General features: G+C 63.3%; 9 protein-coding genes. 6 read left to right on the top strand and 3 right to left on the bottom strand.

All coding sequences use genetic code 11. From position 1 onward, the window contains the following. Window positions 1-60 precede the first annotated feature (60 nt). Window positions 61-267, top strand: coding sequence for a hypothetical protein (locus tag ACTJKL_RS18225; protein WP_100669521.1), 207 nt, complete (start codon window positions 61-63; stop codon window positions 265-267). A gap of 51 nt (window positions 268-318) precedes the next feature. Here ACTJKL_RS18225 and ACTJKL_RS18220 read toward each other — a convergent pair whose 3' ends face one another. From ACTJKL_RS18220 to ACTJKL_RS18210, 3 genes are all read right to left on the bottom strand, one after another. Next, entirely contained in the window at window positions 319-2,844 is a 2,526-nt protein-coding gene (locus ACTJKL_RS18220) for a methyl-accepting chemotaxis protein (RefSeq protein WP_440853468.1), read from the bottom strand. A 327-nt stretch (window positions 2,845-3,171) separates the two neighbouring features. After that, window positions 3,172-3,312 (bottom strand): hypothetical protein, encoded by a 141-nt coding sequence (locus ACTJKL_RS18215; protein WP_010968761.1) that lies wholly within the window; start codon window positions 3,310-3,312, stop codon window positions 3,172-3,174. Between the two features lie 280 nt (window positions 3,313-3,592). Further along, a complete protein-coding gene (locus ACTJKL_RS18210) occupies window positions 3,593-4,777 on the bottom strand; it encodes a BaiN/RdsA family NAD(P)/FAD-dependent oxidoreductase (RefSeq protein ID WP_440853467.1) in 1,185 nt (394 codons plus the stop codon). A 124-nt stretch (window positions 4,778-4,901) separates the two neighbouring features. Between ACTJKL_RS18210 and ACTJKL_RS18205 the strand changes: the two genes are divergently transcribed. The 5 genes from ACTJKL_RS18205 to edd all read left to right on the top strand — a co-directional run bounded on the left by ACTJKL_RS18205 (window position 4,902) and on the right by edd (window position 11,944). Beyond that, window positions 4,902-6,338: a glutamine synthetase family protein gene (locus tag ACTJKL_RS18205; protein WP_003527057.1), complete on the top strand. Its 1,437-nt coding sequence runs from the start codon at window positions 4,902-4,904 to the stop codon at window positions 6,336-6,338. A gap of 16 nt (window positions 6,339-6,354) precedes the next feature. Continuing rightward, window positions 6,355-7,641 (top strand): NAD(P)/FAD-dependent oxidoreductase, encoded by a 1,287-nt coding sequence (locus tag ACTJKL_RS18200; RefSeq protein ID WP_440853466.1) that lies wholly within the window; start codon window positions 6,355-6,357, stop codon window positions 7,639-7,641. 197 nt (window positions 7,642-7,838) lie between these two features. Next, the gene (zwf, locus tag ACTJKL_RS18195) at window positions 7,839-9,314 is read left to right on the top strand and encodes a glucose-6-phosphate dehydrogenase (protein WP_018094259.1); all 1,476 of its coding nucleotides are present in this window, start codon (window positions 7,839-7,841) and stop codon (window positions 9,312-9,314) included. 8 nt (window positions 9,315-9,322) lie between these two features. Next, window positions 9,323-10,021, top strand: a complete 699-nt coding sequence (gene pgl, locus ACTJKL_RS18190; RefSeq protein WP_324762927.1) for a 6-phosphogluconolactonase — start codon at window positions 9,323-9,325, stop codon at window positions 10,019-10,021. Between the two features lie 102 nt (window positions 10,022-10,123). Continuing rightward, entirely contained in the window at window positions 10,124-11,944 is a 1,821-nt protein-coding gene (edd, locus tag ACTJKL_RS18185; protein ID WP_440853465.1) for a phosphogluconate dehydratase, read from the top strand. Window positions 11,945-12,593: the final 649 nt, after the last annotated feature.

Genomic DNA, 12,593 nt, shown 5'->3' with positions numbered 1-12,593 from the left:
TATGTAAAACAATTCCGGATGCATAAAAAAGGGGATGCCCAAGAATGAAGGAGCATCACCATGGATATGATGGCAATGGCACTGCTGTTCGATATGGCTTCGAGGAACCGTCCCTGGGACGAGAGGTTCGAACCCCCACCGCAGAGCCGTCGGCGGCCCTTCGCGAAACGCCTGCTCGCGGCAGTGTTCCGCAAGCGGCAACCGGCGGAGACAAGCGATGGTTGCGGCGGCAGCTTTACTGTTTCCTGCGCCGGCGGCGCCAAATGAAAGCGCCGCGCATGCGGGATGCGCGGCGCCCTTCGAAGCGTTTAAACCCGATTAGGCCGCCCGGTAGCTGTGGTCGGCTGCGGCCGCCGGCTCGAGCCGGAACTGCTCGACGAGCATCATCAGCGTATCCGCCTGATTGGCGAGCGCCCGGCTGGTGCCGGTCGCCTCCTCGACCATCGAGGCGTTCTGCTGCGTCATCTGGTCCATCTGGTTGACGGAACCGTTTACCTCGTTCAGGGCCGCAGCCTGATCGCGGCTGGCCGTGGCGATCATCTCGACATGCTGGCTGATCGTGACGATCTCGGCGCTGATCGAGGCGAGCACCGCGCCCGTTTCCTTGACGAGACGTGAGCCGGAACTCACCTCTTCGGTCGATTTGTCGATCAGCCCCTTGATCTCTCGCGCCGCCTCGGCCGAGCGCTGCGCCAGTTCGCGTACTTCCTGCGCGACGACGGCAAAGCCCTTGCCCGCCTCGCCGGCACGCGCCGCTTCGATACCGGCATTGAGCGCCAGAAGGTTGGTCTGGAAGGCGATATCGTCGATCACTTCGATGATCTGCTCGATCTGACGGGAGGCCGCCTCGATGCGTCCCATGGCGGCGACGGCGCTGGTGACGACCGTTGCCGAACTGTCGGCGCTCCGCTTCGTATGAGACACGGCCTGGTTCGCCTCGTGCGCCCGCTCCGCCGAGGAGCGTACCGTCACGGTGATCTGGTCGACGGCCGCGGCAGTCTCCTCGAGCGAGGCGGCCTGAGCCTCCGTCCGTTTCGACAGCGCGTCGGCGGACCGATGCATGTCGGCGCCACCCTGCTGGATCGCCTGGGCATTGGCGCGAATCTGCGCCAGCGTGTCCTGAAGGCGGACGAGCGATCCGTTGAAGTCCAGCCGCAACTGTTCGAGGCGGCCGGCGAAGGGCACCTCGATCTGACGCGACAGGTCTCCCTGGGCCAGGCGTCCGAGTCCGGCTGCGAGCTCGCTCACCGCAAGATCGATCTGCCTGTCGAGCTCGCGCTTCTCCGCATCGTTGCGGCTGCGCTCGGCTTCCGCGCGGGCACGCTCTTCGGCGCTTTCCGCCTCGATGCGCACCTTGGAGAGCGCATTTTCCTTGAAGACGCCGAGAGCACGCGCCATGTCGCCGATCTCGTCGCGGCGCGTGCCGCCGTCGATCGACGTATCGAGCGCGCCGTCCGCCAACCGCCGCATGGCGGCCGTGATCTGGCCGATCGGCTTTTTCAGCGTGAGCGTGAGCGCGATACCTGCCAGAAGCGCGATCACGACGCCGGTGATCGTCGCCGCAACGGAGATCTGATTGGCTTCCGCGCGTTCGCTGCCGGCGGCGACCTTCTGCTGCTCGGCAAAACCGGTGAGATCGCTCCAGATCTCGTTGATCGCGGCGCCCGCGGCCTCGAATTCGACAGTGCGCTTATCCGAGATCTCGACCAGCGCAAGGCCATCCTTCTTCATCCCCTCGATGATCGGCAGAAGTGCGCCGGCGGCCTGATCGAAGAAGGTCATGCCGCTCGCGATGCCGCGCAGAGTGGTGAGGTTGGACTGGACTGCAAGGAACTTGTCGAGGAGTTTTTTGCGGCTTTCCTCGCTCGTCGTTCCGAGAAATGCCGCGGCGGCGATCTGGATGTCCGTAAGCGATGTGGAGAGCCTGCGTGTCGCGGTCAGCACCGACTCGGTGCCCGCGATCTTGCCGTCGAGCTCGCTGAATATCTGCGTCGCCTCGCGCATCTTGCCGACCGAAGCTGCCTCCAATCGGAAACTGGCGGTGCGGAAACGGTCGACATATTTGGAAAGGCCGGCGAGCGTTTCAGGGCCGGGCGGCGCCTTGATAAGGGCGCCGATCGTCCCGGAAGCAGAATTGACGGTTTCGGCAAGAGATTTCTCGCCCTTCGGCAAAAGCACGAAGATATCCCGTTGCGTGCGGCCTATGGCCGGGTAGTGGCCCTCTGCGACCTTGAGCTTCTCCTCGACCGTTATCGCCCCGCTAACCTCGGTCGCGAATTCGGCATAGAAGCGGCTGGCACGCATGAGTTTTTCGGCGTTGCGCAGCATCGTCTTCGCCGCATTCTCGTCCTTGCGCACCGCGTATTGCAGCCGGTTCGCCTCGTCGTTGATCTTCGCCTGTTCGGCCGCCAGGCGCTCCAGACCGGCCCTCGTCTCGGCCCGGAGCTTCTGCTCGCCTTCATGCAATGTCCAGAGCCCGTCGATGCGCGTCTCGATGTCGCTGGTCGCGGCAATGGCGGCAGCCAGCTCGTCTTGGCCGTTTCCGCCCGCAACCTGCGCCGCAGTTTCGGCCAGAACTTCCTTCTGCGTGACGATTGCATCCTTGAGCATCCGGCGACTTTCGTCGGTCGTCCGCTGCAGGAAGCTGTTCATCTGGGCATAGACGTCCTTGAAGCCGCTCAGCGTCTTGAGGACGCTGTTCGAAATCTCCATGCGGCCCTGCAGCAGTCCGGAGGCATAGAGTCCGGTTATCCCGACGGCCGAGATGCTGACGACGAAGGGCAGGATGAAGAACAGAACCTTCGTCTGAATCTTGAAGCGGGCAAGTATCCTGTCGATGAGCATGGAAAACACCTTGGCTACAGCGCGCGTTCGCCTCCCCGATGGCTCGAAGCGCTCCGGGGCGCGTCAGGTGAACGCACCAAAGGCGCTCGGGCGCCACCCGATGCGCAAACAGGCTGATGTTTTTCGGAAAGTCATGCGGCGCACGCCGCCAGCCCGCCAGCAGTCATTGCGGGACCGCGCAGCCGGCTTGGCGGCGAGGACCTGGCGGTGCTCATTTGCTCGCCATAATCGTTTCAAACGATTAAGAATTCCATAAGCGGAATTGGCCCCGTGCGGACGGAATACCGGTCCCCCGGCGTATCGACGGGGCTCGTCGGAAGCGACGCTTTAAAGCCAGGAAAAGAGAGCAACGGCCGTGACGGCAAACAGAGCGAGCGTCGCGAGGTAAGCCGTCAATTCGTTCTGCCCGCGGCTTTTCTCTGCGCGGGCTATGGCTATTGCACGGGGACGGCGGCGTTGCTGGTTCATGGCCTCTTGTCCTTGTCGCTGCAGCACCGAGCGTCTCGGGCGCGCAAAGGTCGCTGCAGCACTACGAGTTGCCGGCAAAGACGGTCTGCCTTTGCCGTTACGATCATGGTGCATCCATCCTGCGGCTGAAGAAAGTCCCCGAAATGGAAACAATGTGGTTTCCGCTTGTTGACTTCCGCTGCCTTCGCGGCTGTCGCGCCATGATAAACAGGTTCAGTAATTTCCGTTATATTTCCCTTAAGAATGGCTGAAGAAGCAAATCACCAATTTTGCCGCACGGTTACACGTCTTGACCGGCGACGAAGCCCGACGCCCAGGCCCATTGGAAATTGTAGCCTCCGAGCCAGCCGGTCACGTCGACACACTCGCCGACGAAGTAGAGGCCGGGGATCTCGTTTGCCTGCATGGTCCGGGAGTCGAGCGCACGCGTATCGACGCCGCCGAGCGTGACCTCGGCCGTCCGGTAGCCTTCCGATCCCGCCGGCTTCACCGCCCAGGCCTGGATGGAGCTGGAAAGCGCGTCGATCGCCTTGTCGGAAAGGTCGGCAAGCATGCGCCCCGTCAGCTTCGCTTCGTCCGAGAAGAACTGCGCGAGCCGGCGCGGCAGGATGTCGGCAAGTGCCGTCTGGACTGCCTGGCGGCCGTTCGTCCGGCGCATTCCCTTGAGGATCGAGGCGATATCGATGTCCGGCATCAGCCGGAGGACGATCTCCTCACCCTCACGCCAATAGGATGAAATCTGCAGGATAGCCGGCCCGCTCAAGCCGCGATGGGTGATGAGGACAGCTTCGCGGAAGGCGGCCTTCCCGAACCGCGCCTCGGCATCGGCCGCGACGCCGGCAAGCACGCCGAGCTTGGTGAGCTGCGCCTGGTCGAGTGTCAGGGGAACCAGTGCCGGGCGGGTTTCGACAACTGGCAAGCCGAACTGCTCCGCGATGCGATAGGCAAGACCCGTCGCTCCCATTTTCGGGATGGACTTGCCGCCGCTTGCCACGACCAGCGAGGCGGCGTCGACCGCGCCGGCGCTGGTCGTCACACGGAATCCGGAGGCGGTCCTCTCAACCTCCCCGATGCTGGTTTCGAGCCTCAGTTGCACTCCCGCCGCCCTCATCTCCGCCATCAGCATGCGGATGATGTCCTTGGCCGAATGATCGCAGAAGAGCTGGCCGAGCGTTTTCTCGTGCCAGTCGATGCCATGGCGCTCGACCAAAGCGACGAAATCCTGCGGCCGGTACCGGGCAAGCGCCGACTTGCAGAAATGCGGGTTGCCGGACAGGAAGTTCCTGGGGGACGCATGGATATTGGTGAAATTGCAGCGGCCGCCGCCGGAGATGCGGATCTTCTCGCCGGGCGCCCGGGCGTGGTCGATGACGAGCACCCGGCGCCCGCGCTTGCCCGCCTCGATGGCGCACATCATGCCGGCGGCGCCCGCCCCGATGATCACCACGTCCTGCATTTGCGCCACGGAAGCTCCCTTCTGTTTCCGTATCCTCCTTTCCGGTGAGCAGGGCGAAAGTCAATCGCGTGCATCTAGCTAATTGCCGAACTGCGGCTATGATTGCGCTATCCGAAGCCAAACCCGGTGATTTATGTCTTCCAAGAGAAGTGTTGCCCAAGAGACAGCAAAGGTCAGCAAGAGTTCGAAAATACCCCTCGCCCTGCATGCCGCCCGTGGCGTGAAGACCTGGACCGAAGCGGTCGACTGGCTCAAGATCCGCGGCATCGAAGATATCGAGTGCATCACGCCCGACCTTGCGGGCGTTGCGCGCGGCAAGATGATGCCGACGTCCAAGTTCACGTCCAATACCTCCCTCGCCTTGCCCTCGGCGATCTACCGGCACACGATTTCCGGCGAATATCCGGAAGAGACCGGGCAATTCCGCTATGATTCCCGCGACAGCGACATCAAGCTCGTTCCGGACCTGTCCACCCTTTCCATCGTTCCGTGGGAAAGCGACCCGACGGCCCAGGTCATCTGCGACATCGTCGGCTCCCAGGGCGAGCAGATCAGCTATACGCCGCGCAACGTGCTGAAGCGCGTCATCGAGCTCTACCGGCAGAAGGGCTGGAAACCGGTGGTCGCACCGGAGATCGAATTCTATCTCGTCGCCCAGAACGACGATCCGGACTATCCGCTGCGGCCGCCGAAGGGCCGGTCCGGCCGCTCGATCCTCGGCGGCCAGGGCTATTCGATTGCCGGCATCAACGAGTTCGACGAGCTCATCGACGACATCTACCATTTCTCCGAAAAGCAAGGCCTCGAGATCGATACGCTGATCCACGAAGAGGGGCCGGCCCAGCTTGAGATCAACCTCAGGCACGGCGATCCGATCGAGCTTGCCGACCAGGTCTTCCTTTTCAAGCGGACCATCCGCGAAGCTGCGCTGAAGCACGGAATCTATGCGACGTTCATGGCGAAGCCCATGCAGGGCCAGCCCGGCTCCGCCATGCATATCCACCAATCGGTGATCGATATCGAGACCGGCCGCAATATCTTCTCCAATCCCGACGGCTCACCCTCCCAGGCGTTCTTTTCCTTCATAGGCGGCATGCAGCTTTACGTGCCTCGGACGTTGTCGATGATGGCGCCCTATGTGAATTCCTATCGGCGCCTCACGCCGGACATGTCCGCGCCGGTCAACACCGCCTGGGGCTATGACAACCGGACCACGGCGTTCCGCATCCCTGTCTCGGATCCGGTCGCCCGGCGCATCGAGAACCGCCTGCCGAGCTCGGATGCCAACCCCTATCTGGCGCTCGCGGCCTCGCTCGGCTGCGGCTATCTCGGCATCATCGAGGGCCTGCAGGCGACACCGCCCACTGAACACACCGCCAATGAGGGCGAAATCGAACTGCCGCGAGGGCTGCTCGAGGCGGTTTCGCTGCTCGAATCGGCTCCCGCGCTGGCGGAGGTCTTCAGCGCCGAGTTCATCGCCATCTATGCCGGCGTGAAGCGCGGCGAGTTCGAAACCTTCATGCAGGTCATCAGCCCGTGGGAACGCGAGTTCCTGCTCCTGAATGTCTGATCCGGAACAGGTTTCCATGACCTGGCAAAGCCCGATTTCGCCCGGATATTCCTGGTACGAGGCGACGACTCCCGAGCGGCCCGCCTTCCCGGTCATGCCGGGCTCCCGCAAGGCCGACGTCGCCATTATCGGCGGCGGCTATACCGGCCTGCAGGCCGCCTGCAATCTCGCCCGGAGCGGGACGGACGTCACCCTGATCGACGCCTGCCGCTTCGGCGACGGCGCCTCGGGCCGCAATGGCGGGCAGTTCGGCACCGGGCAACGTGTCTGGGCCGACGAAACGGAGGAGGTGCTCGGCCGCGAATGGGCGCAGCGGCTCTTCGATATGGCCGAGAACGCCAAGCGCTATGTCCTGGGATTTGCCGAAGAGCACGCGATCGACATCGAATTCATGCCGGGCCAGCTCTCGGTCGGCCACAAGGCAAGCCTCGAAAGGGACTATCGCAACCACGTCGAGGCGATGACCGAGCGCTACGGCTATCCGCACCTTTCCTTCATGGATCGCGAGGAAACCGTGAGCCGGCTCGGCTCCAGCCATTACCACTTCGGTATCCGCGACACCGGGACCGGCCACATCCACCCGATGAAGCTGGTTGTGGGGCTCGTCAGACAGGCGGCGCTCGCCGGCGCCCATCTCTACGAGGGAACGAAGGCGCTCAAGATCGAGAAGAAGGGCGGCGCGGTCGTCATCGAGACGACGAGCGGCACGATCACGGCCGACCGGGCGCTGATCGCCTGCAACGGCTATATCGGCAATCTCGAGCCCGTGACCGCGAGCCACGTCATGCCGATCCGCTCCTTCATCGGCGCGACGACGGTGCTGCACGGCCATACTGGGATTCTGCCGGGGGGCGAATCGGTCGACGATTCGCGCTTCGTCGTACGCTATTTCCGAAAATCGAAAGACGGGCGGCTGCTCTTCGGCGGGCGCGAGGCCTACACTGCCGACAATCCGCGCGACATTTCGGCGCACATACGCCGGCAGATCTGCGAAATCTACCCGGATCTCGCCGATGTGGAGATCACTCACGCCTGGGGCGGCTCGGTCGGCATCACCATGCCGCGCCAACCCTTCTGCCGCGAGGTCATGCCGGGAGTCACCACGATCGGCGGTTACTCCGGCCATGGCGTCATGCTCGCCAATTATTGCGGCAAACTCTATGCCGAGCTCGCGCTCGGCAAGTCCACCGAACTCGATCTGCTGAAGCAGCTCAAAATACCGGCCTTCCCCGGCGGAACGCGGTTCCGCTCGGCACTCCTGTTTCTGGCGCTCAGCTGGTACTCACTGCGCGACCGGTTCTAAAGGGAAGGCCCTCCGAGATTCCAGACGGTGGGCGCAAAGTCCTTGAAATGCTGCATATTTCTGTTCCCCGGGCGGTGATGATATAAGGAACGGTGTGTCGGCAGCCGTGCGGCCAGCCATTTTGTTGCGGTGCACCCTAGCCATTTTAAATCGATTAGATTATACCAGCCCAGACCTCAACGAGATCGAGACATCCCATGAGCAGCCAGATCATTCCCGTCGAACCGTTTGACTATGTGGTGTTCGGGGGCACCGGCGATCTTGCCGAGCGCAAGCTGCTGCCGGCACTCTACCACCGTCAGATGGAAGGCCAGTTCACGGAACCGACGCGGATCATCGGCGCCTCGCGCGCGAGCCTTTCCCATGACGAATACCGCAAGTTCGCGAGCGACGCCCTGAAAGAACACCTGAAGGCCGGGGAGTTCAACGAGGCGGAAGTCGAGAAATTCACCTCACGTCTCTACTACGTCTCCGTCGACGCCAAGTCCGAGCAGGGCTGGGACGATCTGAAGAAGCTCCTGGAAGAAGGCAAGGACCGTACCCGTGCCTTCTATCTCGCCGTCGGACCGGCGATCTTCAGCGATATTTCCGAAAAGATCCGCGATCACAAGCTCATCACAAGGAACACCCGCATCGTCGTCGAGAAGCCGATCGGCCGCGACCTCGCTTCCGCGACGGAGCTCAACGACACGATCGGCAAGGTCTTCCGCGAAGAGCAGATTTTCCGCATCGACCACTATCTCGGCAAGGAGACGGTGCAGAATCTGATGGCGTTGCGCTTTGCCAACGCACTGTACGAGCCATTGTGGAATTCCGCCCACATCGACCACGTTCAGATCACCGTTTCCGAAGCCGTCGGGCTCGAGAATCGCGCAGGTTACTACGACAAGGCGGGCGCGCTGCGCGACATGGTGCAGAACCACATCCTCCAGCTCCTCTGTTTCGTCGCCATGGAGGCGCCGACGTCGATGGACGCGGAGGCCGTGCGCGACGAGAAGCTCAAGGTGCTTCGCGCGCTGAAGCCGATCACCGCCTCCAATGTCGAGCAGGTGACGGTCCGGGGCCAGTACCGCGCGGGCGCATCGTCCGGAGGCCCGGTCAAGGGCTATCTCGAAGAGCTCGAAGGAGGCGTTTCCAACACGGAAACCTTCGTCGCGATCAAGGCCGAGATAAGCAATTGGCGCTGGGCAGGCGTGCCCTTCTATCTGCGTACCGGAAAGCGCATGGCGGGCCGCATGTCGGAGATCGTCATCACCTTCAAGCAGATTCCGCACTCGATCTTCGATCAGAGCGCCGGCCGCATTTCGGCCAACCAGCTGATGATCCGCCTGCAGCCGAATGAAGGCGTCAAGCAGTCGCTGATGATCAAGGATCCCGGACCGGGCGGCATGCGGCTGAGGAACGTGCCCCTGGACATGAGCTTCGCCGAGGCCTTTGCGGTTCGCAATGCGGACGCCTATGAACGCCTGCTGCTGGACGTCATCCGCAACAACCAGACCCTGTTCGTGCGCCGCGACGAAGTGGAAGCGGCCTGGCAATGGATCGACCCGATCCTCAAGGCCTGGGAAGCAACCGGACAGCAGGTGCAAGGCTATACCGCCGGAACCTGGGGTCCGAGCCAATCGATCGCGCTGATCGAGCGCGACGGCCGTACTTGGAACGATGCGATCTAGGGCCGATCATGAGCGCAAACATGCACATATTCGAAAATCCGTCCGCATTGGCCGAGGCCCTCGCGGACGACGTCGGTGCAAGGCTCGCCGCCGCGATCGCTGCGAGAGGCACGGCGAGCTTCGCGGTATCGGGTGGCTCGACCCCGAAGGCCTTTTTCCGGTCGCTGTCGCGTCGCGAGCTCGATTGGTCGAAAGTGACGGTCACCCTCGTCGACGAGCGTTTCGTGCCACCGGAAAACGAGCGCTCCAACCATCGCCTGGTTGCCGACAACCTGCTCAAGGACGGGGCTGCGCAGGCGCGTTTCGTTCCGCTCTATCACGCGGCCGAGACTGCGGAAGCGGCGGCGGCGATCGCGAGCGACAGGACGGCAAGTCTCGGCGCACCCTTCGATGTCGTGGTGCTCGGCATGGGCACGGACGGGCATACGGCCTCGTTCTTTCCCGGGGGGACGCGCCTTGAAGAGGCGCTCGACCCCACGACGCCGCGCGGCGTGATCACCATGGAAGCGGAAGGGGCGGGCGAACCCCGCCTCACCTTCACCTTCTCCAGCCTGCAGGATGCCGGCTATCTGGTGCTGCATATCGAAGGCAGCGGCAAGAAAGAGGTGCTTGCCCAGGCCCAGGCGCCCGGCGACGAGGCAGAGATGCCCATCCGGGCCGTGCTTCGGCGGGCCACATCGCCGCTGCAGATATACTGGGCGCCCTGAGGCGACCCGGAAAGCGCCGCAACGCTCCCCGCACGCTGTGGCGCTCAAAGCCGATGATCGATGAAGAAAGGAGTCGCAAGACTCCGGAAGAGGGATGTGTCCATGTCCGCCGATTCCCGCATAGCCGCCATTACCGCCCGCATCGTCGAACGCTCGAAGCCGTACCGCGAGCCCTACCTCGATCGCGTCCGCAGCGCTGCGACGAACGGACCGCACCGGACCGTTCTCGGCTGCGGCAATCTTGCGCACGGATTTGCGGTCTGTTCCCCCGCCGAGAAGGTGGCGCTTGCGGGCGACCGCGTCCCCAACCTCGGCATCATCACCTCTTACAACGACATGCTTTCGGCGCATCAGCCGTTCGAAACCTATCCGGCACTGATCCGGGAGGCCGCGCACGAGGCGGGCGGCGTCGCTCAGGTCGCCGGCGGCGTTCCGGCAATGTGCGACGGCGTCACCCAAGGGCAGCCCGGCATGGAGCTGTCGCTCTTCTCGCGCGATGTCATCGCCATGGCGGCCGGCATCGGCCTGTCGCACAACATGTTCGACGCGGCCGTCTATCTCGGCGTCTGCGACAAGATCGTGCCCGGACTCGCGATCGCGGCGCTCACCTTCGGCCATCTGCCCGCGGTCTTCATCCCCGCCGGACCGATGACCACGGGCCTGCCGAACGACGAGAAGGCCAGGGTTCGGCAACTCTTCGCCGAAGGCAAGGTCGGCCGCGACGAGCTCCTGGAGGCGGAGTCCAAGTCCTATCACGGCCCCGGCACCTGCACCTTCTACGGCACCGCCAATTCCAACCAGATGCTGATGGAGATCATGGGCTTCCACCTGCCCGGCGCCTCCTTCATCAATCCCGGCACGCCGCTTCGCGACGCGCTGACCAGGGAAGCGACGAAGCGGGCGCTTGCAATCACCGCGCTCGGCAACGAATTCACGCCCGCCGGTGAGATGATCGACGAGCGGTCGATCGTCAACGGCGTCGTCGGCCTGCATGCGACCGGCGGCTCGACGAACCACACGATGCATCTCGTCGCGATGGCCCGCGCCGCGGGGATCGTGCTTACCTGGCAGGACATTTCGGAGCTTTCCGATCTCGTGCCGCTGCTCGCGCGCGTCTATCCGAACGGGCTGGCCGACGTGAACCATTTCCACGCCGCAGGCGGCATGGGCTTCCTCATCGCCCAGCTCCTCAGGAAAGGCTTGCTGCACGACGACGTCCGTACCGTCTACGGGCAGGGGCTCAGCGCCTATGCGATCGACGTGAAGCTCGGCGAGAACGGCAGCGTCAAGCGCGAGCCTGCGCCGGAGACGAGCGCCGACCCGAAGGTGCTCGCGACCGTCGAGCGCCCGTTCCAGCACTCCGGGGGCCTTAAGATGCTGAGCGGAAATATCGGCAAGGCGGTCATCAAGATCTCCGCCGTCAAGCCGGAGAGCCACGTCATCGAGGCTCCGGCCAAGATCTTCAACGATCAGGCGGAACTGAACGCCGCCTTCAAGGCGGGAAGGCTCGAAGGCGATTTCGTAGCCGTCGTGCGCTTTCAGGGGCCAAAGGCCAACGGCATGCCGGAACTGCATAAGCTGACGACGGTGCTCGGCATCCTGCAGGATCGGGGCCAGAAAGTCGCGATCCTCACAGACGGGCGCATGTCGGGCGCCTCCGGCAAGGTTCCGGCAGCGATCCATGTGACCCCGGAAGCGAAGGAAGGCGGCCCGATCGCACGCATCCAGGAGGGCGACATCGTCCGCATCGACGCGATCAACGGCAAGGTCGAGGTGCTCGTCGAGGACATCGCGCTGAAAACGCGCGTGCCGGCGCATATCGACCTCTCCGACAACGAATTCGGAATGGGCCGCGAGCTCTTCGCTCCGTTCAGGCAGATCGCCGGCGCGGCCGACCGCGGCGGAAGCGTGCTGTTTCATTAGGGCCCGTTGCGATTCATTTCGAGTTTATGACGGCTTCTGCGAGATCGATAATGGCGTTGAAGCTCTGGTTGGTTTTGTCGGCCCGTATGGCGATGCGCGTCTCATAAGACGCGCGGCGCTGTAGGAAACGTTTTGGAGGACTGCGACGTCTCCTCCCCTCATCCCTGTGCTCGTCACAGGGATCCAGCAGCGCCGCGTCTGCGGCGCGGAAGAGCCTTTCCAGCCCAAGGACTTGGTCTGGCTGGATTCCTGTGACAAGCACAGGAATGAGGGACCGGGATGAGCGGTTGCTACAACCCTCACTTGCGAATATGCGAGGGAATGGTCAACCCGTCACGCAACGAAAAGTTACGTCTTTTTGAGACGCGCCGAGGGACCGCACCTCTCGACCCTCATCCCTGTGCTCGTCACAGGGATCCAGCAGCGCCGCGTCTGCGGCGCAGGAAGCGTTCTTTCAGCCCAAGGACTTGGTCTGACTGGATTCCTGACAAGCACAGGAATGAGGAGCCGGGGGATGTACGGCTCCTACAGCATTCGCTTGCGAATATGCGAGGGGATGGTCAATCTGTGACGCAATGAAACGCGCCGAGGGCGGTGGCTACTCTGAACTGTCTGCGCCGGCGACAGCGCTCCTTGCATTCGCGATCTA

Origin of the sequence: Sinorhizobium sp. 22678 (assembly GCF_052044265.1) — a bacterium.
GTDB lineage: Bacteria > Pseudomonadota > Alphaproteobacteria > Rhizobiales > Rhizobiaceae > Sinorhizobium > Sinorhizobium meliloti_A.
The sequence above is the reverse complement of the archived record's forward strand: the minus strand, read 5'-3'. Positions and strand labels throughout refer to the sequence as shown.

Excerpts from the sequence above, each read along its gene's own strand:
- ACTJKL_RS18225 (WP_100669521.1), top strand. The coding sequence starts at position 61 with ATGGATATGATGGCAATGGCACTGCTGTTCGATATGGCTTCGAGGAAC.
- ACTJKL_RS18220 (WP_440853468.1), bottom strand. The coding sequence starts at position 2,844 with ATGCTCATCGACAGGATACTTGCCCGCTTCAAGATTCAGACGAAGGTT.
- ACTJKL_RS18215 (WP_010968761.1), bottom strand. The coding sequence starts at position 3,312 with ATGAACCAGCAACGCCGCCGTCCCCGTGCAATAGCCATAGCCCGCGCA.
- ACTJKL_RS18205 (WP_003527057.1), top strand. The coding sequence starts at position 4,902 with ATGTCTTCCAAGAGAAGTGTTGCCCAAGAGACAGCAAAGGTCAGCAAG.
- ACTJKL_RS18200 (WP_440853466.1), top strand. The coding sequence starts at position 6,355 with ATGACCTGGCAAAGCCCGATTTCGCCCGGATATTCCTGGTACGAGGCG.
- zwf (WP_018094259.1), top strand. The coding sequence starts at position 7,839 with ATGAGCAGCCAGATCATTCCCGTCGAACCGTTTGACTATGTGGTGTTC.
- pgl (WP_324762927.1), top strand. The coding sequence starts at position 9,323 with ATGAGCGCAAACATGCACATATTCGAAAATCCGTCCGCATTGGCCGAG.
- edd (WP_440853465.1), top strand. The coding sequence starts at position 10,124 with ATGTCCGCCGATTCCCGCATAGCCGCCATTACCGCCCGCATCGTCGAA.